The organism is Methanobacterium sp. (assembly GCF_038562635.1).
GTDB lineage: Archaea > Methanobacteriota > Methanobacteria > Methanobacteriales > Methanobacteriaceae > Methanobacterium_D.
The window spans coordinates 318,241-342,728 of record NZ_JBCFBO010000002.1 but is presented as its reverse complement, the minus strand read 5'-3'; the positions used below and the strand labels follow the sequence as shown (position 1 = coordinate 342,728).

At 34.0% G+C, this 24,488-nt stretch carries 23 protein-coding genes and 2 tRNA genes; 10 read left to right on the top strand and 15 right to left on the bottom strand.

Features of this window, described 5'->3' with window-relative positions:
* The first annotated feature begins 66 nt into the window (after window positions 1-66).
* Both AAGU07_RS13720 and AAGU07_RS13715 read left to right on the top strand, forming a co-directional pair.
* The gene (locus tag AAGU07_RS13720) at window positions 67-246 is read left to right on the top strand and encodes a hypothetical protein (protein WP_342459661.1); all 180 of its coding nucleotides are present in this window, start codon (window positions 67-69) and stop codon (window positions 244-246) included.
* 17 nt (window positions 247-263) lie between these two features.
* A complete protein-coding gene (locus AAGU07_RS13715) occupies window positions 264-590 on the top strand; it encodes an AI-2E family transporter (RefSeq protein WP_342459660.1) in 327 nt (108 codons plus the stop codon).
* A gap of 47 nt (window positions 591-637) precedes the next feature.
* Here the strand turns inward: AAGU07_RS13715 and AAGU07_RS13710 are convergent, their stop codons facing one another.
* From AAGU07_RS13710 to AAGU07_RS13680, 7 genes are all read right to left on the bottom strand, one after another.
* Window positions 638-1,894: a sodium:proton antiporter gene (locus AAGU07_RS13710; RefSeq protein WP_342459659.1), complete on the bottom strand. Its 1,257-nt coding sequence runs from the start codon at window positions 1,892-1,894 to the stop codon at window positions 638-640.
* A gap of 18 nt (window positions 1,895-1,912) precedes the next feature.
* Window positions 1,913-3,520 (bottom strand): MFS transporter, encoded by a 1,608-nt coding sequence (locus AAGU07_RS13705; RefSeq protein WP_342459658.1) that lies wholly within the window; start codon window positions 3,518-3,520, stop codon window positions 1,913-1,915.
* 542 nt (window positions 3,521-4,062) lie between these two features.
* The gene (locus tag AAGU07_RS13700; RefSeq protein WP_342459851.1) at window positions 4,063-5,277 is read right to left on the bottom strand and encodes a hypothetical protein; all 1,215 of its coding nucleotides are present in this window, start codon (window positions 5,275-5,277) and stop codon (window positions 4,063-4,065) included.
* A 75-nt stretch (window positions 5,278-5,352) separates the two neighbouring features.
* Window positions 5,353-5,811, bottom strand: a complete 459-nt coding sequence (locus tag AAGU07_RS13695; protein WP_342459657.1) for a hypothetical protein — start codon at window positions 5,809-5,811, stop codon at window positions 5,353-5,355.
* A gap of 51 nt (window positions 5,812-5,862) precedes the next feature.
* A complete protein-coding gene (locus tag AAGU07_RS13690) occupies window positions 5,863-7,281 on the bottom strand; it encodes a Mur ligase family protein (protein ID WP_342459656.1) in 1,419 nt (472 codons plus the stop codon).
* Window positions 7,282-7,660: 379 nt separating this feature from the next.
* On the bottom strand, window positions 7,661-8,740 hold the full coding sequence (locus AAGU07_RS13685) for a glycosyltransferase family 4 protein (protein WP_069583475.1): 1,080 nt from the start codon (window positions 8,738-8,740) through the stop codon (window positions 7,661-7,663).
* Window positions 8,741-8,923: 183 nt separating this feature from the next.
* A complete protein-coding gene (locus tag AAGU07_RS13680; protein ID WP_342459655.1) occupies window positions 8,924-10,051 on the bottom strand; it encodes an ATP-grasp domain-containing protein in 1,128 nt (375 codons plus the stop codon).
* Window positions 10,052-10,273: 222 nt separating this feature from the next.
* On the opposite strand from AAGU07_RS13680, the gene AAGU07_RS13675 reads away from it, so the two are divergent.
* Window positions 10,274-10,636, top strand: a complete 363-nt coding sequence (locus tag AAGU07_RS13675; RefSeq protein ID WP_069583477.1) for a carboxymuconolactone decarboxylase family protein — start codon at window positions 10,274-10,276, stop codon at window positions 10,634-10,636.
* Window positions 10,637-10,725: 89 nt separating this feature from the next.
* Here the strand turns inward: AAGU07_RS13675 and hycI are convergent, their stop codons facing one another.
* The 3 genes from hycI to nikR form a co-directional block, all read right to left on the bottom strand.
* A complete protein-coding gene (gene hycI, locus AAGU07_RS13670) occupies window positions 10,726-11,202 on the bottom strand; it encodes a hydrogenase maturation peptidase HycI (protein WP_342459654.1) in 477 nt (158 codons plus the stop codon).
* Window positions 11,186-12,007 (bottom strand): 50S ribosomal protein L11 methyltransferase, encoded by an 822-nt coding sequence (locus AAGU07_RS13665; RefSeq protein ID WP_342459653.1) that lies wholly within the window; start codon window positions 12,005-12,007, stop codon window positions 11,186-11,188. Before AAGU07_RS13665 ends, hycI begins: the two co-directional genes overlap by 17 nt.
* A 109-nt stretch (window positions 12,008-12,116) precedes the next feature.
* On the bottom strand, window positions 12,117-12,563 hold the full coding sequence (nikR, locus tag AAGU07_RS13660; RefSeq protein ID WP_176720239.1) for a nickel-responsive transcriptional regulator NikR: 447 nt from the start codon (window positions 12,561-12,563) through the stop codon (window positions 12,117-12,119).
* A 344-nt stretch (window positions 12,564-12,907) separates the two neighbouring features.
* On the opposite strand from nikR, the gene AAGU07_RS13655 reads away from it, so the two are divergent.
* Window positions 12,908-13,312: a CBS domain-containing protein gene (locus tag AAGU07_RS13655; RefSeq protein WP_342459652.1), complete on the top strand. Its 405-nt coding sequence runs from the start codon at window positions 12,908-12,910 to the stop codon at window positions 13,310-13,312.
* Window positions 13,313-13,549: 237 nt separating this feature from the next.
* On the opposite strand, the gene AAGU07_RS13650 is transcribed toward AAGU07_RS13655, so the two are convergent.
* From AAGU07_RS13650 to corA, 3 genes are all read right to left on the bottom strand, one after another.
* Window positions 13,550-13,623: transfer RNA gene (locus AAGU07_RS13650), tRNA-Gly, on the bottom strand.
* A gap of 2 nt (window positions 13,624-13,625) precedes the next feature.
* Window positions 13,626-13,699 (bottom strand) — tRNA-Gly (locus AAGU07_RS13645).
* Window positions 13,700-13,824: 125 nt separating this feature from the next.
* Window positions 13,825-14,871: a magnesium/cobalt transporter CorA gene (gene corA / locus AAGU07_RS13640; protein ID WP_342459651.1), complete on the bottom strand. Its 1,047-nt coding sequence runs from the start codon at window positions 14,869-14,871 to the stop codon at window positions 13,825-13,827.
* Window positions 14,872-15,334: 463 nt separating this feature from the next.
* Between corA and AAGU07_RS13635 the strand changes: the two genes are divergently transcribed.
* The 3 genes from AAGU07_RS13635 (at window position 15,335) to AAGU07_RS13625 (ending at window position 17,278) form a co-directional block, all read left to right on the top strand.
* On the top strand, window positions 15,335-15,730 hold the full coding sequence (locus AAGU07_RS13635) for a hypothetical protein (RefSeq protein ID WP_342459650.1): 396 nt from the start codon (window positions 15,335-15,337) through the stop codon (window positions 15,728-15,730).
* A 98-nt stretch (window positions 15,731-15,828) separates the two neighbouring features.
* Window positions 15,829-16,827, top strand: a complete 999-nt coding sequence (locus tag AAGU07_RS13630) for a calcium/sodium antiporter (protein WP_342459649.1) — start codon at window positions 15,829-15,831, stop codon at window positions 16,825-16,827.
* A gap of 4 nt (window positions 16,828-16,831) precedes the next feature.
* Window positions 16,832-17,278, top strand: a complete 447-nt coding sequence (locus tag AAGU07_RS13625) for a universal stress protein (RefSeq protein ID WP_342459648.1) — start codon at window positions 16,832-16,834, stop codon at window positions 17,276-17,278.
* A gap of 43 nt (window positions 17,279-17,321) precedes the next feature.
* On the opposite strand, the gene cobQ is transcribed toward AAGU07_RS13625, so the two are convergent.
* Complete coding sequence (gene cobQ / locus AAGU07_RS13620) at window positions 17,322-18,824, bottom strand: cobyric acid synthase CobQ (protein WP_342459850.1); 1,503 nt, start codon at window positions 18,822-18,824, stop codon at window positions 17,322-17,324.
* A 252-nt stretch (window positions 18,825-19,076) separates the two neighbouring features.
* Between cobQ and AAGU07_RS13615 the strand changes: the two genes are divergently transcribed.
* The 3 genes from AAGU07_RS13615 (at window position 19,077) to AAGU07_RS13605 (ending at window position 23,537) form a co-directional block, all read left to right on the top strand.
* Window positions 19,077-19,328, top strand: a complete 252-nt coding sequence (locus AAGU07_RS13615) for a hypothetical protein (RefSeq protein WP_342459647.1) — start codon at window positions 19,077-19,079, stop codon at window positions 19,326-19,328.
* Between the two features lie 509 nt (window positions 19,329-19,837).
* Entirely contained in the window at window positions 19,838-21,742 is a 1,905-nt protein-coding gene (gene lonB, locus AAGU07_RS13610; protein WP_342459646.1) for an ATP-dependent protease LonB, read from the top strand.
* A gap of 214 nt (window positions 21,743-21,956) precedes the next feature.
* Window positions 21,957-23,537, top strand: coding sequence for a DEAD/DEAH box helicase (locus AAGU07_RS13605; protein WP_342459645.1), 1,581 nt, complete (start codon window positions 21,957-21,959; stop codon window positions 23,535-23,537).
* A gap of 63 nt (window positions 23,538-23,600) precedes the next feature.
* Here the strand turns inward: AAGU07_RS13605 and AAGU07_RS13600 are convergent, their stop codons facing one another.
* Entirely contained in the window at window positions 23,601-24,320 is a 720-nt protein-coding gene (locus AAGU07_RS13600; RefSeq protein WP_342459644.1) for a DUF5518 domain-containing protein, read from the bottom strand.
* Between the last annotated feature and the right edge of the window lie 168 nt (window positions 24,321-24,488).

Here is a 24,488-nt window from a genome sequence, read left to right as displayed (position 1 = left end):
CTGGTTTATGAGCTTCCTCAAATTAAAAAAAGACTGATCAAAGGATTAGGCGCAGATAATTTTACTTTGAATAAAACTTTTGCTCTTGTCGGCGATTTCATTAAATATTTTATAATCCGGGTAAAGATAAATCTTATTTATGGTGTAGGTGTTGCAGGTGTTCTTTTCATATTTGACATTAACTTTGCAGTACTCTGGGGTTTATTAACATTTATACTTGGATTTATTCCATATTTGGTATTGTAATAGCAGCGATTCCTCCTGTGCTGGTGGCCTGGAGTAAATATGGAATACAGGCAGCCCTAATAATGGGACTTTTCTTTATTACAATTAATACCATTGCAGAAAGCTATATATTTCCTAGATTAACTGGAAAAGGGCTTCAAATGTCAGTTTATGTGGTATTTGCTTCATTGTTTGTATGGGGATGGATTTTAGGGCCTGTTGGATTTTTCCTCGGCGTGCCGTTGACCCTGATCATCATAAAATATCTGGAAAATTTTGATGAAACACGATGGCTGGCTTTACTTATGGCTAGTAGTGAGGAAGATGCAGAAGTAAACATCAATAAGCAGAAAAAAGAGAAATAAACGAGTATGTAAATTTCAGTTTTGTAAACTAACGGTTTTAAATAATTTTATAATCGCTTACTTTTTGGAGTTAATGATTTGTTTTCATTTTTGTCTTCTATTTTAAGATTGTCACTGTTTATTCTTCTTGAATAAATGGTTGATAATGGGGAAGCTGTAAATCCATGTGCAAAAACACTAATCAGCACCGTAATGAAAACAACTGAAATAAAAGTGCTGTCTCCAGGGAATACTTTTAATTCTTCTAAAGCTAAAAGGGCCAGTACTATCGATGCTAATCCTCTAGGACCAAACCAACCGATAAATAGTACTGTATCAAAATCCAATTTAGTGCCAATTAATGATATAGCCACTGGTAACATCCTAATAACTGTCAAACTTAAAACAGCGTAGAGAATTATTTGCCAGGTTACATTCAAGAGCAGGGGAAGAACTGCTATTCCTAATAGGAAGAACACTGTTAAATTCAGCAACTGCCCTTCCGTTTCGGAGAAATCTATTAAAATTTTTCCTGCATCCTTAACAACATATCCTAATGCCAAACCGCCGATAAAGGCTGCTATAAATCCACTTCCTCCTAGTTGATCTGCTATAAGAAATGTGAGTATTGCTATTGCCAGAAAAGCTATTCTCTGGAAGTTGGGAGTGATCCATTCTTTATCCTGGGCTTTTAAAACCAGCCACCCTCCCCCAATTCCAACTACCACACCTACAATTATTCCAAAACCAATTTGTTCTAGAGCAACCTGAATAAAGTACCCCATTGGTCTAAAAGTTTCTGCTGCCAAACCAATGGCTATAAAAACTAAAAGGAAAGGGACTGAACCTCCATCGTTTAATCCACTTTCCACTTCTATTGTTTTGCGTATTCTTTCAGGTACTTTTTTGTTTTGAACTACTATTTGTCCTAAGGCTGCGTCTGTTGGAGCTAGAGCAGCACCTATAATGCCTGCTACCCACCATGGTATGCCTGGGAATAGTAGGGTTGCTATCACTACTCCTAAAATAATAGTAATAGGTAAACCTATGGTTAGTAGTCTTGTACTCAGGTTATTATTCAGCGCTTTTAATCCTACTCGAGATGCATCACTGAAAAGAACAAGAACAAGAGCTATTTCTGCAATTAAAAAAATTATGGTTGAATATGGAGGCTTGGTAATGTCTACATATCCTGTAACAAGCCATCCTGTTAACATTCCTGCTACAATAAATATCATCTGGAAACTAACTGGAAGTTTGCCAATTAAACAGGAAAAAATCGCTACTACTAGGAGCATTATAAAAAAGAAAATGATTTCAATCATGATATCTCCATGAACTGATTATTTTTTAAAACTCTTTAAATCTTCTTTTTCCGTGTTTTCTGTTTTTGTATCCATCTCATAGTACTGGGAAAGTAATTTTTTCTCTTCTTCTAACTTTGGAAACTTGTAAAATACAAGTGCTGCCCCAATCAAAATAGCAATAATTCCAGCAAGGTATGCCCATCGATCTCCAACTAAAAAAGAAGATTTGGCTCCGGCTATGATCTGATCTGAATATTGAGGATACTGCTGGGCAAGGGTAGAAGCACTGGCAAATGATTTTTGAAGTGTTGCTTCCACACTGGCAGAGATCTGCTGGGGAACATTATTGATTTTTGAAGCAAATGCAGAAGCATAACCTGCGGTAAGTAATGTACCAAAGATTGAAGTCATAATGGCACCGCCAAAATCACGCTGCAGGTCTGCTGTGCCTGATGCCATACCTACACGTTTAACAGGAACAGATCCTGTAAGAGAATGGGATGCTGGAGTCCCTGCTAACCCAACTCCAATTCCTATTAATGCATAAGCCAGCCCAACCTTCCAGTAGGGTATGCCTTCTTTCCATAACAGTAACATAGTCAAGAATCCTAATAAACAGAACAGGTAACCTGCAAGAAGCGTAAATCTGGATCCTCGTGACTCTACGAGCTTGGCAGACTGTGGCGCCACTAGGATCATGAGAATTGCGGAGGGTATAATCGAAAGTCCTGCATCGAAGGTTGAATAACCCAGAACATTTTGTAAAAACTGCTGCCCAATGTACAGAGCACCCATCAACGATCCAAAAACAATTATTCCCGCGCTTGCCGCTACCCAGAAAATCCGCCTGCCTGCTACTTTTAGATCATAAAGAGGGTTAGGTATGCTCCGCTGGTGTTTTATAAATAAGAATCCAACGACAGCCGCTAAAATTATTAAAACAAGTACTAAAGTTCTTATGCTGGGTACTGGGGCAAAGTTAATGGCCATAATTAATGTTCCTATGAGTATGAGGGACATTATGCCTCCCACATTATCAACTGGATTTTTGGTTTCATTTACATGGGATGGGATGAATTTAATGGCCATAATTAATGTTAAGAATGCAAGGGGCAACGTAATTAAAAATACAGATCCCCATGGGCGAGATATGAGGAGGTATCCTGATAAAAGTGGACCTAAAGCCGCAATAGCGGCACCTATGCCTGACCAGAGAGCGATAGATCTCGTTCGTTTAGGACCTGACCACAATGCGGTGATTATTGCTAATGTTGTTGGAAATGCCATTCCCGCAGCTAAACCTCCAATTATACGGGCTAAAACCAGTATATTAACAGTTGGGGCAAAACCTGCCAGTAAGGATGCAGGTATAGATATAATAGTTCCCAGTATAAGCATCATTTTTCGACCGTGATGATCACCAAGAGCCCCGAACCACAATACTGAGGAAGCCAGGCCAAGTGAGAAACCCACAGCAACCATGTTAATCTGAACTTGCGAAGCATTAAAAGCCAAACCTATAGATGGAAGGGCTACATTGGCAACTGATAAGTTCAAGTTGGCCACCGCAGCCCCCAAAATAAGGGTGGCCAGAACTACCATTCCCGGTTCAGAATTTCTATTTTTTACCTTTTCTGCATTCATTTTATCACTCGCTATATTAAGCGCATAATATTTTATCTTTTTTTTAATTTAATTTAAAAATTATATATGCAATTATCAAGAAAAGCTAATGAATTAAAGTTTACCATATTTATCCAGTTTAAATTAGATAATTTCAAATTAAAATCAGTGTAGAGTCTTAAAATCACTAAAATAAGCGTATTAATCCGGATAAAAATTGACAATAATTCCTTGAAGATTAATTTAAAATTTCTCCCCATAATATCCTCATTTATTTTGATAATATTAATTAGTATCTTCAAATTATTTAAATATTAACTATCTACCAATTCTAATGAAATATCATGTTTTATATTGTTTTTTTAGCACTGATTTAGTGAGGACCGTGATAAAATCAATGATAATCTTTAAAAACTTAAAAAATGCTAAATTAATTGAAAAGAATGTTTTGCTTAAAATAATATAAAATACGTTGGTAGAAAATCTTTATTTTGATAGATACTGTGAAATAATTAGTTAAAATAAAATTAAAAAAAGTTAAGGATTTATAAAAATCCTTTTAATTATCTCATGAATGATCTGATTAGAGTACTTCTAAACAGAACCAGGAGTACCAGTATTAAACCTATGGCAGTTTGGATATTTCCAATTAAATCTAAAAGTGAAGAGCTTATTGGTAAAGTCCATGGTGGGGAAGACCTGTCGTTACCGAGAGGTTTGTAATAGACTCCTACTGCCCTTGAACTTGACTTGACGTTGATGTCTTTAGGTTCTACATGGTTAACACCTACAATAGTTCCACTGTCTATTGCTGTATTGATTCTGTTTGCTATTTGAACGTTATCGTAACCATATTTCTTTACAGTTGCAGCTACGATTTCTTGTGTAGTTTCTGAAATACCTACATCGTCACTTCCATAAACAGAAACCTGTACAGTCTGCCCTGTAACTGTAATGGCATTTATAAGCGCTTCATAGGCGTACTCTATCTTGAGTGGTGAACCATCATATGGATCTGTCTGGTATTGCTCTGCTGCTGGATAACCTATACTCCATCCGTCGCTGGATGTACTTATTTTGGCATAGGGAGTGTTCATAGCATAACCGGTTGTGTTTAACTGAGCTGGAGTGAACATGTCTCCAGTTGTGATTCCTGAAACAAGGTTAACTCCACCACCCCCGTACTTTTCGCCAGAATCATTTGCTACTTCTCCAAATGCTTGTCCCAGTATGTAAGTTGCAGAATAACCGTCTCTTATCATTTTACCAATGTTTACTGCAGTTTCCTGACGTACTTTTGAAGCTGTTCCATACATAGGGTTACCTTCTGTATTCCTTAAGTGGATAATAGCTCCTTTTGTTCCTGCAGGTAAAACTGCGGTTCCATCTGATGAGTGAGGTGTTACTGTAATGGTCCCATTATTTGACACTGTGACCACGTAAACGTCGTATGATCCTCCTACTGCCGCACCTTTAGTAGCGGTTCCAACCAGGACCCTGATTCCACTGTATGAATTTGCGAGGTTTGCTGCTGCTTGTGGGCTAGCACCCGCTTCCATAGCTTTTACAGCTGCTACAATAGCCTGTAATCTGGGCGTGGATGAACCTTCACCCCCGGAGAGTATAGCAAAATGACCGCTTGATGAGGATAGGAAAGTTGATTGAAACATGTTGTTCTGGAATGACATACTCCCTGCTGCTGCGCCATTTGGATCCTTTCCTGTAGGGTCTGTTATAACGATTATGTTACATGTTGCTGCAGCAGGCCCAATAATCATTGCAACTGTGATTAGGAATATTAATATTCCTTTTACATATTTTCCTTGAAGTCTTTGCGGAATTTTCATATATTTTTACCCCGTTGCGTATGAACTTGTAGTACTTGATGTTGTATTTACCTGAACCTGTGTCCAGTCTTCAACAACAGTTACTGTGACACTTCCTGTTGTGCTGTCTACTTTAACATCTGCAGCTACTATAGGTGTTAGTCTTGTACCTGGAATGGTTGTCAACGTTGCAAATTGCTGAGCATTACTTATTGCTTCATTTAAAGGTAATTCTCGTTTGTCTGTAATTAATGTGCTTCCGTTGATGTAACTTCCTGGCCTTAAACCTGATGCATATATATTGGCTCGAATAGAATCAGTTGGTACGAGATTATTTCCTTTTATCATGACTCCAGATATGGGTATTCCCTGATCTGTAGCAGGAGATTCGGCAAATGCCATATAACTCATAACCCTTCCTGATACTATTAATAAAAATGCGAGTGTTAAAATGATTATAGTATCTCTTCTTACTTTTATGAACATTTAATCACCAAGTGTGAATAATGAATTTGAATTATATAATATGAACTTTCATTAATTTAAGATTTTGTTTAAAAGTTCACTTGCAGGATCCATGCCCTGCGCACCAATTAATAAAATTGTGTCTTTGTTATGTGATAATTTAAGTACATTTTTCAATGCATCATATAGTTTCTCATTAAAGATATATGTTATTTTTTCCTTTTCAAGTGCATCTATAAATACTTTTTTTTCATTATCTGTTACTGTGTTTAAATGATCCACAACATCGGTGCTGCTTGTTATAATCAGTTTATATGGGATGTTTTGAAGTCCCTTAGCAATGGCTTCGGCATTTGCCTGATTAATACTTTCTCCTCTTGATCCTCTGATAGCTGAAACCACAAAAAGAGTTCCATTCCCAATCAGAGCAGCATTTTGTATTGTAGCAAGAATTCCATCTGGATTATGTGCAAAGTCATCTATTATACATGGATCATTGTGCACTATTGTAAATCTCCTTTTTAATGCTTTATATGATGAAATTGAGTTTTTAATGGTTTCGAGATCAATATTTAAAGCTATAACTGCGCCTGCAGCAGCCATGGTGTTCTGGACAAAATGGCAGCTTTTAAATGGTAAATCATCAGTTTTAATTAAAATATTATTTTTATATACTATTCCTGTACTGTCAAATTTAATATCTGCATTATCTCCGAAAAATAAGATTTTTCCATGGTTTGAAGTTAAATCTTTCATTTTTAAAACAAGTGGATCATCATAGTTCAATATCAAAGTCCCATTCTCTTTTATGCCTTTAACTGCACCTGAAGTTTCATTAAATGTTTCTTCAATAGAATTTACGAGACCTATATGATCCAGGGCTACATTGGTTACAATCACTACATCTGGATTGATTGCTGACGTCATTATGTATGCATGGTCTTTCATAATATCTCCGAGCCAGCCTTGGACCTCAGAGACTTCTATCACTGCAGCCTCGATGGGAGCATCGAATTCTGCAATTTGCTTTGCAACCATCGGATCTATAAGTGTATTGAATTCAGATTCAGAATCAGTGTTTGTATATGTGCTGTAACCAGCTTCCTTTAAAATATGATAAATCATATGTGTAGTGGTGGACTTTCCGTTGGTTCCAGTTACTACAACACGTAAAGAGTCTTTTGCAAATTTTTCCAGCGCCCAGTTAATGGCAAAAGCATTGGCCAGTTCTATTTTTTCTGTTACTATAAATGGCAGTTTCAGTTCTTCTGCAGTTTTTACTGCACTGCCCTTTGGATTTTGAGTTATTATGCAGGAAACACCTTTTTGAGCTGCAATTTTTACCCCTGTTTCATCTATCCAGTGTCTTATTACTGCATCTCCATTTTGAGCGTCCTTTAAAATATTAAAAATACCATCCATATTTTTATTAGGACCTGTGAGTGTTCCTTCTACTTTTTCTGCAATAATCGACGTTGTAAGTTCTTTCATTTTTTCACAATTTTATTTAGTCTAAATAATTTTAAATATGGTCTAATTAATGTGATGTTAAAAATTCTAAATAAGCATTGTGCTCAAAAAATCTTTCGATTTTTTGGCCCCAAAACACTGTCAAAAATTCATAGAATTTTTGACGTTTGCGAAATTTTATATTTTGCAACTGCAAAAAATTCGTCTTTGCATGTTGAAAGAAACCGTAGGTTTCTTGAACCGCAAAACTTTCAGTTTTGCAGGCATCGAAAAATTTACAATTTTTCGAATGTTTACAAAATCTTTGATTTTGTAACAACAAATACTTCGTATTTGTATGCTGTGTGTTTGAGGGTCCCTATTCTAACCCTATTTCGAAAAAAAATGTAAAAAAAAATATTTAAATTATAAATGCATGGTAGAAATAAAGTGCTAGAATACATATTATAAGGGTAATTCCCCAGTAAAGAAGCACTATTTTCTTTTCTGAAAGCCCTTTATAATTTAAAGTATGGTGTAATGGTTCTACTGGCAGGTTTATAATGTGAGCGCGGTGTAAAAGGCTTACTATTACTGAAATTATGGGAATAGCAAGTGCAATCAGTGCAAAGTACAATACATTGCCTAAAAATGCTGCTGTAATGTAACCAGCCCCTAGTGCGAAAGAACCAGTATCCCCCATGAATATACTGGCAGGGTACCTATTTAGGGCGAGGAAACCAAATGAAACTCCAGCAAGTGCTATGAATGGAAGTGCACCATCCACGTTGTTGGTTGTAATGGCAAAAATTGCACAGGCAGAGGATGCTATTGCAAGTATTCCTGCTGCAAGGCCGTCCATACCGTCAATAAGGTTTACTGCATTTATAGCTCCAACTATACCAAATATTACAACTGGTATTATAAAATAGCCGATATCAATTCCGAGTACTGAGGAACTAACGGCTCCTGAGCCTAATAAAAATAATGAAATTATAATCTGGGCAATTATTTTTTCACTTTCTTCTACTTCACTTTTAATTGGGGCTTCACCAACTATTTCAACTTTTTTCTCGGCCAAATATTTCACTAAGTCTTTTTTGGCCTTTTCAGTTGCGACTCGTGCTTCTTCTCCTGGTTTAAGCATTAATCTTCCCATTTCTATTGGGGCGGAGTATATGTTTCGGACCTTCTTTTGAATTTCTTTGGTTTTAAGTCCAAGTAAATCATCTAAAAGTCCTATAATTCCTGCAGTTGCCATTATAATGGCCACTATCATTAGGTATCTATTTGTAAAATAGATTGAAGAAGTAAGGAGAATACCCAGTAAAATTGCAAGCCCTCCCATTGTAGGAGTCCCTGATTTATGGCTGTGTTCGGTTACAATAGGTTTATCTGTTACATTAGCTTCTATCAATACTCTTTTTATGACTATTGTAAAGAATATGGTTGATAATAATGCAATAATGAATATCAAAATGTCTATCTGGAAATTATTCAACTTACCACCTTATATTAAATTTATTATATTATTAATACTAATCCTGACTTTTTTATGTTTATTATATTTATTTATTAAAATTTAATTTTTTGTTTTTGACACTACTTGCTCAAAATCTCTCAAAAATCGAAGATTTTTGGAGCGCAAAATTAAAAATTTTGCAAGCTATGATTTTCGAATGTTTTAATTTTTGCCGGTTTGATAAAATTTGTTATAATCAACATTTAATCTTTTTGCGGTTTCATATGCTTTTTGTGCATTTTCAGCACGGATAGTTATACGTTGAAAATTTTGAGGGCCGTGAATTACCCAGCAATTTTTATTTTCAAAATCTCTGAATTTATAGTTGTTCCTATCCGTTTTATAGTCACCTACAGGTATCTCAAGTGCGTGGTATTTCATGATTCTTTTTTGAACTTCTTTAGAATTCCATTTACCTGTGGCCATATCTACAAGTTCGTGCATTGGACTTATGTTGGTCGAAGCTGCTGTTAAGTATCGTGTACCGCTGGGCCGTGTGTTTATTTCTATAAAATAATTGATCCCTGTTTCATCAATAATTATGTCAATATCAATTACCCCTTCTGATCCCAAATTATCAGCAATCTTTCCAGCTACCTGTCTTATATCTTCATTTCTTTGATTTTCTATATTTAAAGGAGCAGTTTTTAATTTATCAAGGGGATGAGTACCTTCAAGAGTTGTTTTTCCTTTATAAACTGGAACAAGAGGAACAGTTTCATTTTTCCATCTTAAAACTTCAATGGATACTTCTGTGCCTTCAACAAACTCTTCTACAAATGCTCCCTTAAAATCATTGATGCAGCTTCTAAGATCATCTTCACTCACTGCAATTTTTACTCCACTACCTCCCTGACCTTCTAACTGCTTTAATACAGCAGGTAATGAAATTTTGGAGATATTTTTAGAGATTTTACTAAATGAAGGAGTTTTGACGTGGTTTTTAATAAAGAATTCCTTTGTTTTAAGCTTATCTCTTGATATAGAAACAGCATCTACGGGGGATGCAATAACAGGTAATCCATAATTTTTTTCTAAATCTTCTTTTAATTTTGCAATTTCAAAAAGAGGTTTATCTATCCCTATAAGAGGTACAACTGCATCTACATCTTCTTTAAGTGCAATTTCTTTAGGTCCTTCCATTCCTCTTGGAACGATATAATGAGTATCAGGAAGATCTAGATTTTTAGAATCTGGATTAGATTCTGTTACTATACTTGTAATTCCTTCTTTTTTTGTATATGCTGCAATATCATCAAAAAGTCTTGCCCCTATAAATAGTATCTTCATTTTATCACTGGAAATCACTTAACATTAATCTTTAGTAATATTAGCTTTATTTAACGTATTATTTCACAACATTAACAGGTTTGTTTTTTCTTACTTAAAAATATTTGATTTGCTTTTTAATTTTTAGATAGTTTAATTGGGATTCAATGTAAAGATTAATAGTTATGAATAATTCCACCAAATTTAATAAATTTGAATGTCATATACTAAACTGGTGATATTATGGTACATGAAGAAGGACATGAGGCTATTAAAAAAGCTAGAAAATTAATGGGCTTTTCTCCAGACATACTGGACATGTATGAAAAATTAAATCCCAAACTTCTGGATGTAATAAGTGAGTTCGATGATATAATTTTAAAAGATGGTGCACTTCCAACTAAAACAAAAAGATTGATAGCACTTGGAATTATTATTTCGGGTAAATGTGGTTACTGTGTTGAACAACAGTTGCATGCTGCTATTAATGCAGGAGCAACAAAAGAAGAAATAGCAGATTTACTGGGAGTAGTTTTACTCACATCAGGAGCCCCCGCATTAGCTAATTGTAGAGATATTGTCTCAGATGTCATTAAAAAGCTTTAAATAATTAAAAATTACGTATTAGATAATAACTCCTTAAAACTAGATTATATAAGCTTTAAAATCGTTAACAACTTAAAATTATTAAAAATTCAGTCAAAATTCTCTTTAATCACTTTATCAAATGTAACTAAAACTTCTCCAATACTTTTTTCAACTTCTTTTGAAATGGGCTCTGCAAAACCCATGCTTTTTGGTTGAATTCCTAACAATATTATCTGTGCGTCTAATGTAGTTTCCATATATTTTATTAAAAAAGATATGGGCATGGCATGTGTTGAAATATTATAGTTTGCAATTTCTTCTTTCTCCACCACACGGATATATCCTGGTTCTTTTTTCATATCCACAGCATCAACTAAAATTATGTGGGTGGGGTTTTCTTTTCTTATTAATCCTGTATAATTTTCAGGGACAGTTCCCCCATCAAAAACAACAATATTTTCATTTTTATCAAATAATACTAATGATTTTTGAGCTATAATGGCTCCAAGAGCATCGTCACCTTTTATTTCATTACCAATGCCCAAAATTACTATTTTTTTATAGTCTCTAAGAAACTTTTTCAATTCTGGTTTTAATGCTATCTAATCCACCACCCATTTTATAGTTCAATTTAACTTTTATAATATCTCCTATATCTACCTTGATTTTTTCAGTTGGAATAAGCAATGGTGGATTGAGCATTGGAGTTGGCCCGCAGATCAGGTGGTCATTTAGTAAAGTAAAAGTGGTGATTTTAATCCCTGAAACAGATCCTTTTTTGGAAATTTTAAATTCCAAATCAGTTTCTACATCCTCTTTGATTTCTTTTTTAAAATCAATTTCACTGTATATCTTGAAATTACTCATAACGTCGTAATTTGGATTTTCATTAGCCTCATTATCCTCATAACAGATGTTTTCTCTTTCCATGTCAATGGCTTCAGCTCCGTTCAGGATTTTTTGGGGTATGATTTCACCATCTTTTTTCAGATATTTTAAAATAGAATTAAGAACAGGGGCCTGTTCCTCATCGATTAATGCAGTATCTAACATTTCACAGATAATTAAGTCTGCTTTTTGAGGAAAAATAACTTCTTTTGCATCTTTGTTTATCACTAAAACATTATCAAAAGATTCAAGATTTGATTTGGCATGTTTTGAGGCAGTATGATCTATTTCAACAGCATAAATAAAATCAGCATAAGGTGCTGCTAAAATCGAAAGTATTCCACATCCAGCACCTATATCATATATAATACCTTTAGCCTTCTCTTTTATTGCTTCTTGAAAGGCTAATACTCTTTCTTTATCAGATATAAGGTTGAGATGATAGGGTGTTGTGTGCATTTTAGTTTCAAGTAGTACTTCAAATTCATTTTTAAGGTGCACATTTTCACCTGAAAATAAGTATAAATTAAAAATAAGTGGTTCCTATCGTGACTCGTTTAAACAAGTCACGATAAGCAATTGCGTTGTTAACTAAATAAAATTTATATAATTAAGGTGACATTGGGCTGCTTGCGCCTGCTTTTTCAAGGTCAAGTGCTTTTCCAACTGCTGTACTGGTAAGACGTACGTGTTCTACACCTTTGAGTCTCATTATTTTTTCTGAAAGTGTACGGATGTATTTAACGTCTCCTTTAACAACTATAACTTCGAGACAGTGTTTGTCTGTCATGTGTACGTGCATAACTGCGTTTATGAAATCTTTGTAATCATGCTGAATTTCGGTAAGGTCTTCCATTACTCCAGTGTAGTGGTGGTCGTATATTACAGCAATTATTCCTATACGTTCTCCTTCCATTTCATTCATCCACTGATACCTTACGATATAATCTTTAAGAGCATCTCTGATACCTTTTGATCTTGATTGGTATCCTCTGTCTTTTAATACTCCATCAAATTCATTTAACAATTTTTTTGGCAACGACATACTAATTCTCATCACAATTCTCCCTCCATTATTACGTTATTATTATCATAACATTTTATAGTATTTAAATGTTGTTATTGCACAACAATATTGTGCATGGCCAACAATATTCATGCATATTTTAAACACGAATTATATGATATAATACTATTTGATTACTATATTACTATTTAAACTTTGTCCTTGAAGAGCAATATTGCTCTAGGAGAACAATGATGTAATTACTTTTTTTAAAATTTGTAATATAAAATAGCTTATGTAATACAAAAATAAGTACTTATCTTCTTATTTTTTCAATACTCATATAACTTTAAAAGATCAATTAATAATTGTAATGGATAATCAGGAGGGATAGGATGGAAGTTAGGGAAGCGATGAATAAAGGCATAATATCAATTGACCCAAATACAAGGCCAATTGATGCATTTGAAAAGATGTACAAAGAAGGAGTAAGACGACTTTTTGTTATGGATGAAACTGAAAATCCCGTAGGTGTAATATCTTATCTTGATCTTGTAGGCATGCTTGGAGCTTTTAAGCCACGTACAACGGTATCTGATAATCTAAAGATTGAAGATATAATGTCAAAAGATATTATAACGATATCTGCAGAAGACAAAATTGAAGATGCTGCAAATTTGATGTTAAGGGCAGATGTATCCGGACTGCTGGTTCTGGAAAATAAAAAACCAGTTGGAGTAATTACAAAAACAGATATTTGCCGGTTGGTAGCAGCTGAAATTTTAGTGCCAGAATATTAAACTGCTCTAAAACTTTTTTAGTACATTAAATTGGCTGTCTCACTAAGACCGTCAATTAAATTTTTATTGAATTTTTTAATTTTGAAAATTTATTAAATCCTTTTTTATAGCTCTGAAATCACTGTAAAAGGAAATTTATTTTTATATTTTTAAAATAAGTTAATTTCAATAAAGTATTAGGAATACAAAAAGAATTCAGCTTAAAATTTTAATTTTTATTCTTCAATATTAAAAAAGTGCATCTGCCGGGATTTGAACCCGGGTCGTAGGCTTGGAAGGCCCAAGTCCTAACCAGACTAGACTACAGATGCAATGCGGCGTCCGGGATTTGAACCCGGGTCACTGGCGTGGCAGGCCAGAGTCTTAACCAGACTGGACTAACGTCGCATACCAGCATACCATCCTTTTTGGGTTCATCCTATATAAACTTTTAGGTTTTTGATAAGGTCAAATGTCCAATTTTCTCAAAATTAGACGTGTTGAATAATTTCTTTGTTAATATTAATATGTTTTTATATCCATTTTTTCCGTCTAAAGTAAGCCAGCATAAATAATGCAACTATAACCATTATTACTAAAACCGCAGGATATCCTAACGGTTCCCTGAGTTCAGGCATATTATTAAAATTCATTCCATAAAGGCCTACAATAAATGTTAAAGGCACAAATACAGTAGATATCACTGTTAGAACTCTCACTATCTCATTCAGTTTGTTACTTGTGCTTGACAGATAGATATCCAGTATTTCTGAAGTTCTATCTCTCAAAGATTCTAACATCTCATAGATCTGAAGCGAGTGATCATAGACATCTCTGAGATAATAATCTGTTGCTTCTTCAATTTGGAAATATTCTGATGATTCAAGGGTACTCAGCATTTCCCGGAGCGGCCGAATTGTTTTTCGAAGAGTTATAATGTCCATTTTAATACTGTGAATTCTCTTAAGAACCTCGGGACTTGTATTTTCTATTAGATTGTATTCTATACGTTCTATATTATCTTCTACATTTTCCATATCTAAGAAATAACTATCAATAATTGTATCTATTATTGAATATAATAAATAGTCAGCACCCCTGCTACTTATCTGATTCTCTTTTATTTTTATTCTTTTAATGATTAAATCGAATAGGGGCTCATCATCCTCCTGGAAAGAAATTACAAGATTCTTTCCGAGAATTAAACTAACCTGTTTTGTAACCATTTGATCATTTTCACTGACGTCAAATAACTTCAAAACCAGATAAAGATAGTCACTGTAATCTTCTACTTTGGGCCGCTGGTTTGTGTTTAATATGTCTTCAAGTACCAGCGGATGTAAATTAAAGCATTTACCTATTTTTTTTAAAATTTCTACATTTCCAAACCCATTTATTTTTATCCACTTTATGGTATCTTTGTCTGTAAATTGAGGGCATTCTGCTATTGTTTTTTGGTTGAAAATATCCTTGTTATATTCAATAAAAGTTATTTTGGTGGGTATATTTTCTGCACCTGTGTAAACAAGTGATCCTGGGGGAAGTCCTGCTTTTTTTGACCGTGGTTTCAAATTTAGCATATTTTCACGTTAAAATTTATTTAGTTTTATAATATTAATGCTAATTTTCATTTTATTATTTAAGTTTTGAAATATTATTATTAGACTTAAAGTGTAATTTGAGGAATAGTTAATTTAAATTATTATTGGATGATGTTATTTCTTCGAAACATTTATATAAGGAAAAAGGCAATCTACTTCCGGCGTAGAGTATATGGTGTAAAAATTTTATATATGTTGACTTATTTAATCATGCAATGCTCAAAAAATTATAAAAATACTAAATGAAACGTATTGTTAATTGTATGATTATAACGGCAGCGTTAATTCTTGTTAACAGCATTAAAACCGTTTAAATATAAAATATGTCAATTTAAACTAGTACGGCAGATACGCATGATTAAGATCCAAAATATGAGGTTTTACGATTAGTGGTCAAGTTACACAGATAAAATATTGTAAGTGGTGCGGTAAACCATTTGAAGTGAAATCACCAAATCAGAAATACTGTCCAGCTGATATTAGTAATTGTAGTCGGGAAGCTAAGCGTGAAAGCTGGCGTAAAGCATCAGGAAAATACAGGAAGAGTTATAAGGATATTTCAAACCTTCCACAGGAGTATAAATTAGGATCTGGACTTTTAAGCTGTCACTCTCAAGTTGATTTTGATAAAGAATATCTTGCTATACAGAAAGAAAAGAAAAGATTAAGATTAAACGGAGTAGTGATAGGTTTAAGTATGGGAATTCAACTTACATCCCGGTCTTTTATTGATGATATTTTACAGAGGGGTGTGGCTCCTTTTTTCGATAATCCTCAGTTGTTATTTTTAGTTATAGTGCTTGCAGGAGTTCTTATTTTTGGAGTATACCATGAGTAATACATTGACTCATTTTTTTATATAAACATATGATGGTTAATTATGGTATAAAATAATTGTCCGTTTATTATTAATTTAATAAAAAAAATGGTGAGTTTATGGAAATATTTTTAGTAGAACTAATTGTTATTTTAATAATTTCATTACTTATAGTAATAAAATCAGCAGATATCTTTGTTGATAATTTGGTAGAAGTCGGTGCTTTGTTGGGAATATCTCAAATAATACTGGGAGTTACAGCGTCGGCTATTGGGACTTCTCTGCCAGAATTTGGTTCTGCTATGATAGCTACTTTAAGCGGCAGTGTGGATATAGGAGTTGGAACTGTAATTGGATCAAATATATGGAACATTGCAGGGATACTGGGTATAACTGCTACTTTTGCAGGTGTTATTAAGTCAGATACTAAAGGGCTTAAAAGGGATGGTGCAGTTACACTTGCCACCGCGCTTATACTGATGTTTTTCATGTTCTTTGGGGATATTGGAAAAATAGCAGCTATCGTAATGATAATTGTATATGCAATTTATCTGAGAAGCTTGATAAAAGCCCAAAAAGAGGATACTGAAGATAATAAGATTAAAATTGAAGAAAAATCTGAACTTGAAGGTAATAATAAAAAGTCTGAATCTAAACTTAAATCAATTCCTCCTAAGAGCATAGCATGGATATTAGTTGGGTTTGCAGGACTGGTATTGGGATGCAGGCTATTAGTTTACAGTGGAACTGGAATTGGAGAGATTTTAGGCATTCCTGAGATGATAATGGGCCTGTTTGTACTTGCTATTGGAACAAGTATTCCTGAACTTGTGGTTACATTCTCTTCAGCAATGAAAGGTTTGCATGATTTATCAATAGGAACCGTTCTTGGAAGTAACACATTCAACATACTTATAGGAATTGGGGTACCTGCCCTTGTTTTGAACGTTCCTGTAGACCACACTTCACTTATCTTCGACGCTCCTGCAATGATTTTTGTTACAGTGCTGTTGTTATTGCTTATAAAAAAAGATATGAAACTTACAAGAAATAATGGATTGATCCTGCTGGCAACATATATAACTTATGCGGTAATAAGAATATTTGTATTCGGGTGATAATATGTATAAAAAGATATTGGTTACAAGTACTGGGGAATATTTAGATGAAATAATTGAACATACTCTTGATTTAATGCATGGAAGGCCCATGGAGGTCATTGGCCTTTATGTTGCAGATACATCTGCACCTTTTTTAACTCCAAGTAAAGTTAAACAGATGATGGTCGACGAGCTGAAAAGCAAAGGAAAAGAAATTTTAGAAAGCATGGGACAGGAATTCGGAAAGGCTAATGTAAATTTCAAGCCGATGCTTATTGAAGGAGATCCTGCAGAGAGGATAGTTGAAACTGCTGAAGAAGAAAATGTAGATGTAATAATAATGGGAACTGGAAAAAGCAAAATAGATAAGCATCTGCTTGGTAGCGTATCTGAAAAAGTTGTCCACTCAGCTCCATGTACCGTCCTTTTGATAAGGTCAAAACATAAGCCTTTAGAGCAGATCGAGTAGATCTAATTAAAAAAAATAAATAAATAAATTATATTTTTTATTTTTATACTCTTTTTTCAATAGATTCTTCAATTAATTTTAATTCCACGTTGTTTTCAACGATTTCAGCAAGCCTATCGATTGAATACTTCTTAAGGTTCTCAAAATTGTCTTCACTAAAACCGAGCATATCAAGACCGCTTTGAGCCCTTAAATAATCTGTAAAGAACCTTCTAAATGTGAAATTGTGGAATATTCCGTGAAGATATGTACCTGCAGTATAACCATTCACTGCACCATCATATGGAGATGATGGGTGATTTCCACATCCTTCAATGACCTTAAATAGTGGTTTGGATTCTCCAAGAATTGTAAGGCCTTCATGCAGTTCGTATCCCTTTACAGAATCTCCTTTTATTTCTTTAAATATTCCATTTCCAAGTATGCTTGCTCTGCTTTGAGTGACAATTTTGTCAATTCTGTCAAATTTAGTTTTAGCATCTAAAATGCCAATTCCTTTGACACTGCCGTATTTGGATTCTTTAAACGATTCATCGATTATCTCTTTTCCAAGCATCTGATATCCGCCGCATATTCCGAAAACAGGTATTTCTTCCGACAAATTGGCAATTTCATCTGTAAAACCAGCTTCATTTAAAGCTACCATATCATTAACAGTGTTTCTTGTTCCAGGAAGTACCAATGCATCTACTTTCCCTATTTCATTCCCCATTTCTATTAATTTTATACCAACATCAGGTTCATATTCGAGGGGATCTATATCTGTAAAGTTAGAGATCCTTGGGAGACGCATTACTCCAACGGTTATTTTTTCGTTTTTACTGTATTTTCGTTCTGATAATGATGCAGAATCTTCTTCTGGAAGTTTTAAGCTTTCATCATATGGTAAAACTCCAAGTACTGGAGCCCCTACAATTTCTTCAATTTGACGTATTCCTGGAATTAATATGTCCAGATTACCTCTGAATTTGTTGATAATTATTCCTTTTATCCTTTTCCTGTCTTTTTCAGGAAGCAGGGCAAATGTTCCTGCAATTGATGCAAAAACCCCGCCTCTATCAATATCTGCAACTAATATAACATCGGCATCTGCTATTTCTGCTATTTTCATGTTTGCAAGGTCTTTGTCCAGCATATTTATTTCTGCAGGAGAACCTGCACCTTCTATCACTATTATATTATACTTTTCCTTTAGCGTATCTAAAGATGTTTTTATAGCTTTTAAAGCTTTTTCTCTAAATGAATTCTGGTAATCATAAAAATTCATATCATTAACAGGTTTTCCATGCACTATTACCTGGGATATGAAATCTTCCTTTGGTTTAAGGAGGATTGGGTTCATGTGGTATGAAGGTTCAACACCTGCGGCTTCAGCCTGCAGAACCTGTGCAATTGCTATTTCTGCATTTTCATGAGTTGTATATGAGTTAAGGGACATGTTTTGAGATTTAAACGGTGCAACATTGTACCCTCTCTTTGAAAATATTCTACAAAGTGCGGCTACAACAACACTTTTTCCAGCATTTGATGAAGTTCCCTGTACCATTATGCATTTGGTTTTATCAGAACGCAAAATTCAGCCTCCGTATATGTTAAATTTAAAATGATCTACATTTAATTTTAAAGTTAATTGTAAATATTTTAAAATTGTTTCAATATTGTTTTCAATTATATTAAAAGTAATTTTATTATGTTATAATTTCTAAAAATAGTAATACGTAGGATATGATATTATGGAAACTTCTGTATTTCAAAGTAATTTGCTGCGCCAAAAAATCAAGTTGAGGGGATAATTGTGATGGGCAAAAAGATTGAAGTACCTAAAACTGTATCTAAGACTGAAAGTGCCTTTTTTGATGAGCTTAAAAATTTTAAAGGGGAAGAGGCCACTATTATACTTTTAAATGGCAATTCAATACATGCCAAAATAATTGCTATTGAATTTAAAAACTTAAATTTCATTGTAGAGTATGCTGACAATATTAAAGAAATGATCAGCGGTGGAGCAATACAAAGTATAAGATTAGGAAGTAAAATTGAAAAAGAGTAGGATTGCTTATTATTTGAATTGATATAACGTTATTTTTAGATATTTTCATTTTATTGCAAAAGGGTTATATAGTGTGAATTCTAATTGATTATTCCATTTATAAATAAAATAAAAATGCATATTCAACTAAGTAAGTAGGTAAATAAACTCATTTATCACTTTATCTTGCATTTATTCAAAAATGCATGGTTAGCTTTTAGAAAAATTTTTGAATAATGAGTTTTATTCTAATTGATGTTAAAATTTGTTTTGCAGACATCAAGGAAATTATAGAAACTGATCTCAACAATTATAAATATGAAATCAGTCATAAAATTATTCTAAAAAGAATTTAAAATAATTAATTGGTTAAAGTTAAAGTGAAATATTTTTAAATTCAAGAAACGAAAAGTAGATATTTATATATAACAATATTATATATCAATAAAGTTAATATTCCATAAAGTTATTATAAAATAAAAATGTTGATTTTTTAAATATAAAATGAAAATAGGAGGTTGTCATGAATCATGGCAAATCTAAATTCAGACTCAAGTTCAAGCTCAAATTCATTCAATTTAAGAACTTATAAAACATCAGAGGAAATTAAAGTCCCTGAAAAGATCATTGATCAAATCATAGGTCAAGAAGAAGCAGTTGAGACTATTAAGAAAGCTGCAAAACAGAGAAGGAATGTTCTTTTAATTGGAGAACCTGGAATTGGTAAATCCATGCTTGCAAAGGGAATGGCAGAACTGCTCCCTCCGGAGGAACTTCAAGATATCCTGGTTTATCCAAATATTGAAGATAATCATAACCCTCTAATTGGGACTATGCCTGCTGGGGAAGGTAAAAAAATAGTTGCAAACTACAAAGCCAAAGCAAAATCCCAGGAAGAAAGGAAGAACATGTTCACAATGATCATAATCTCATTTATATTAATCGTGGGATTTGTGGTGAACCAATTTTTCATGGCTTTAATAGCAGCAGCAATTGTTTTTGTTGCACTTCTACAAATAAAACCTAGAACTACAGTTATGATTCCTAAGCTTCTTGTAAGCAATGAAAACAACATTACTGCCCCTTTCATTGACGCAACAGGTGCACATGCAGGGGCTCTTTTAGGTGATGTAAGGCACGACCCATATCAATCAGGAGGGTTAGGAACTCCTGCCCACGAACGTGTTGAAGCTGGAATGATTCACAAAGCCAGCAAAGGTGTTCTTTACGTGGACGAAATTGGGACCATGCATATGAAAACTCAACAAGAGTTACTGACGGCTATGCAGGAAAAGAAATACTCAATAACTGGGCAAAGTGAAACAAGCAGTGGGGCAATGGTTAGATCCCAGGCAGTTCCATGTGATTTTGTACTTGTAGCATCTGGAAACCTCAAGGTACTTGAAGGAATGCACATAGCACTTAGGTCAAGAATACGTGGATACGGTTATGAAGTCTTTATGAAAGATTCAATGCCGGACACACCTGAAAATAGGGATAAATTGGTTCAATTTGTAGCTCAAGAAGTTGAAAAAGATGGTAGGATACCTCACTTTAGTAGAGAAGCAGTTGCTGAGATTATAAGGGAAGCTCAAAGAAGAGCCGGTAAAAAAGATACACTTACTTTAAGATTAAGAGATTTAGGTGGTCTTGTAAGGGCTGCAGGTGATATTGCAAAAGGAGAAGGTGCAGAGCATGTCACTTTAGAGCATGTACTTGGTGCTAAAAAACTTGCAAGGACACTTGAACAGCAAATTGCAGATCGTTACATTGGCCAGAAAAAACAATACGAAACTTTTGCATCTGAAGGTGGAAAAATAGGTACTGTAAATGGTCTTGCAATAATTGGAGATAGGAGCGGTATAATTCTTCCAATAGTTGCTGAAGCTGCTCCTGCCCAAAGTAAATCTGAAGGTAAGATCATTGCCACAGGTAAACTTGGTGAAATTGCCAAAGAAGCTGTTCAAAACGTCAGCGCTTTAATTAAAAAGCATACTGGAACAGATATATCAAGCTATGATATACACATACAGTTCCTGCAGTCTTATGAAGGTGTTGAAGGAGACAGTGCAAGTGTTTCAGTAGCTACAGCAGTAATTTCGTCACTGGAAAACATTCCAGTAGACCAGTCAGTTGCACTTACTGGTTCATTAAGTGTCAGAGGAGATGTTCTCCCTGTAGGTGGAGTGACTGGTAAAATTGAAGCTGCAGCAGAATCAGGAATTAAAAAGGTTTTAATACCTAAATCAAATATGAATGATGTTCTGATTGAGGAAAGATACAGAAGTAAAATTGAAATAATTCCTGTAGAAACCATGAGTGATGTACTGGAACATGCATTAATTGGAAAGGATAAAAAAGGCCTTCTTGACAGAATGCAGAAAATTACCAATATGGTACCTAACATAGGTTTACAAAAACCAACAACTCATTAGGTTGAATTTTGAAAGGAATTTTCCTTTCATTTATTTTTAAATTTAAAATAGTCTTTATTTTAAATGGATATACTTTAAAATGATTATATATTTTAAAAGGATTATATAAATATTATAAATATTTAGGATAAATTATTGTTATGCTGATTTTGATTACACGCATTTTAATATTTGCCTTAATTAATTATAAATAGAAACTGAAGGAACGATAAAGATGGAAAAATTAAGATTTTTTGACTTAGATCTCTCAGACGAGATCAAACGAGCTATTGTAGATATGGGATTTGAAGAAGCAACCCCGATTCAATCACTTGCAATTCCATATATATTGGATGGAAAAGATGTTATAGGACAGGCTCAAACAGGAACTGGAAAAACAGCAGCATTTGGAATACCTGCTTTAGAAATGGTAGATCCGGATAATAAAAATTTACAAGCTGTAATTTTATGCCCTACAAGAGAGCTTGCAATTCAGGTAGCTGAAGAAATTAGAAAGCTCTCAAAATACATGAGAAAACTCAATGTTTTACCAATTTACGGTGGCCAGCCAATTGAAAGGCAGCTTAAATCTCTTAAAAAAGGAGTACAGATCATTATAGGTACTCCTGGACGAGTAATGGATCATATGCGCCGTGGAACCTTAAAAATGAACAACGTTAAAATTATGGTCCTTGATGAAGCAGATGAAATGTTAGATATGGGATTTAGGGAAGATATAGAAACAGTTTTACAGGACATGCCTAAAGAAAGACAGACTCTTCTTTTCTCTGCCACCATGTCTAAAGCAATTTTAAATTTAACTAAAAGATATCAGAACAATCCTGAATTTTTAAAGGTCATTCACCAGCAGATGACAGTTCCAGAAATTCAGCAGATATACTTTGAAGTTAAAGAGAAAATGAAATTAGAACTTTTGTCCCGTTTAATAGATATATATAACCCTCAGCTATCTCTGGTATTTTGTAATACCAAAAGAAGGGTTGATACTCTTGTAACTCACCTTCAGGTAAGGGGATACCTTGCAGATGGACTTCATGGAGATATGACTCAAGGACAGAGGGATAGAGTCATGTCCAAATTCAGATCAGGCCAGATTGAGATCCTTGTTGCAACAGATGTTGCAGCCCGTGGAATTGACGTAGGTGATGTGGAAGCTGTATTTAACTATGATGTGCCTAACGACGATGAGTATTATGTACATAGGATAGGTAGAACAGGTCGTGCAGGTAAATCTGGCCGTGCATTCACATTTGCTTCAGGTAGAGAGATTTATCAGCTTAGGGATATACAAAAATTCACCAAAACAAAAATTGAACAGCATAGAATCCCATCTTTAAGTGATGTTAAAAAAATCAAGACAAATATGTTCTTAGATGATATAAAACACGTCATAAACACAGAAGATCTAGAGGATTACACTGCAAAAATTGAAAGATTAATTAAAGAGGATTATACTTCTATTGAAATAGCTGCTGCTCTTCTAAAGATGATAATGACCAAAAAAGACCAGAAAGAATCTGGAGATGAAGGCTTTGGAGATACTGGTGCAAGTCCAGGAATGGTAAGGTTCTTTATCAACGTTGGACGTAAACAGAGGGTAAAAGCGAAAGATATTGTCCGGGGCATTGCAGAAGAAACAGGACTTTCAAGCAAGATAATTGGCAAAATAGATGTTTTTGACAAATTCTCATTTGTTGAAATTCCAGAGGAAAATGCAGGTGAAGTCTTATCCTTAATGAGCAGATGTAAAATAAAAGGTAAGTCTGCAAATATGGAACCTGCAAATAAAAAGTGAAATTGATTTCACTTTTTAATTAAATTCTTTTTTTTTACGTAGACCATATTTATTTTAAAACGCTTATTTTACAGCCCCTTTTTGGCAGAAGTATCCATTAGGTTCTCCTTGTTCTAAGTTATTTTCTTTGAATACATCACAGTTAGGGCAGTTACACATTTTGCTTGGGTTAAGATCACTACATGTTGCTGTTCCTGTTGCACAGTAAACTCCTGGAACATCTGAAGGTTCTGGACTCATACCCCTCATGGATTCTTGAAGCATTTTCATTTTTGTTTGCGCGCATTCGCTTTCAGCCTGAACTGGGCATTGTGGACATAAACATTTTGTGATATTTTCCCTTGTAAATTCAATTTTTGGTTTCATTTTTTCTGGAGCGTCAGTACTGGCTGTTCTGCCCATCATTCCCCTTGTGAAAACCGTTTGCCATAGCCTTTCGGTTATTATAGTACCTATAACTCCACCGATTGCTCCTAGAACTGTCCATAAGATGAGTGATAATATTAGTTCAGCAACTACATTTAATCCTAATAACATTCCTCCTGCACCATAAGCTAAAACTACTATTATACTTAATACTGCGGAAACTATCCCTGTAATTAGTCCTGTAATAGCCCCATGTGTGGCACCATTTTTTATATTTACATCAACGATGTAACCAACGGCTATACCTGCTATAAACACGCCTAAATAAAAACCAACTGTTCCTCCTGCAGCTCCAAAAAGTATAGTTAATATTATCGCTAGAATAAACCCAATAATTATGGCTTTCCATTTAATCATTTTTTCTCTCACCTATTTAAATCATCTTTTGTATTAATATATTTTTCATTTTTATTATTAATTTTGATTTGAAAAAAGGTAATCTTTATTTTAAATCGTTCAGTTAATCAAATTGAAAATCTAAAAAGTGATTATTTGTCTTTTTAAATAGTGGAGTGTATAAAAAAT

Excerpts from the sequence above, each read along its gene's own strand:
- nikR (WP_176720239.1), bottom strand. The coding sequence starts at position 12,563 with ATGAGAATTAGTATGTCGTTGCCAAAAAAATTGTTAAATGAATTTGAT.
- AAGU07_RS13710 (WP_342459659.1), bottom strand. The coding sequence starts at position 1,894 with ATGATTGAAATCATTTTCTTTTTTATAATGCTCCTAGTAGTAGCGATT.
- cobQ (WP_342459850.1), bottom strand. The coding sequence starts at position 18,824 with ATGGTACAGGGAACTTCATCAAATGCTGGAAAAAGTGTTGTTGTAGCC.
- lonB (WP_342459646.1), top strand. The coding sequence starts at position 19,838 with ATGGCAAATCTAAATTCAGACTCAAGTTCAAGCTCAAATTCATTCAAT.
- AAGU07_RS13705 (WP_342459658.1), bottom strand. The coding sequence starts at position 3,520 with ATGAATGCAGAAAAGGTAAAAAATAGAAATTCTGAACCGGGAATGGTA.
- AAGU07_RS13690 (WP_342459656.1), bottom strand. The coding sequence starts at position 7,281 with ATGAAAGAACTTACAACGTCGATTATTGCAGAAAAAGTAGAAGGAACA.
- AAGU07_RS13605 (WP_342459645.1), top strand. The coding sequence starts at position 21,957 with ATGGAAAAATTAAGATTTTTTGACTTAGATCTCTCAGACGAGATCAAA.
- AAGU07_RS13700 (WP_342459851.1), bottom strand. The coding sequence starts at position 5,277 with ATGATTATTGGGCCTGCTGCAGCAACATGTAACATAATCGTTATAACA.
- AAGU07_RS13600 (WP_342459644.1), bottom strand. The coding sequence starts at position 24,320 with ATGATTAAATGGAAAGCCATAATTATTGGGTTTATTCTAGCGATAATA.
- AAGU07_RS13655 (WP_342459652.1), top strand. The coding sequence starts at position 12,908 with ATGGAAGTTAGGGAAGCGATGAATAAAGGCATAATATCAATTGACCCA.
- AAGU07_RS13680 (WP_342459655.1), bottom strand. The coding sequence starts at position 10,051 with ATGAAGATACTATTTATAGGGGCAAGACTTTTTGATGATATTGCAGCA.
- AAGU07_RS13630 (WP_342459649.1), top strand. The coding sequence starts at position 15,829 with ATGGAAATATTTTTAGTAGAACTAATTGTTATTTTAATAATTTCATTA.
- AAGU07_RS13625 (WP_342459648.1), top strand. The coding sequence starts at position 16,832 with ATGTATAAAAAGATATTGGTTACAAGTACTGGGGAATATTTAGATGAA.
- AAGU07_RS13695 (WP_342459657.1), bottom strand. The coding sequence starts at position 5,811 with ATGTTCATAAAAGTAAGAAGAGATACTATAATCATTTTAACACTCGCA.
- AAGU07_RS13615 (WP_342459647.1), top strand. The coding sequence starts at position 19,077 with ATGGGCAAAAAGATTGAAGTACCTAAAACTGTATCTAAGACTGAAAGT.
- AAGU07_RS13675 (WP_069583477.1), top strand. The coding sequence starts at position 10,274 with ATGGTACATGAAGAAGGACATGAGGCTATTAAAAAAGCTAGAAAATTA.
- corA (WP_342459651.1), bottom strand. The coding sequence starts at position 14,871 with ATGCTAAATTTGAAACCACGGTCAAAAAAAGCAGGACTTCCCCCAGGA.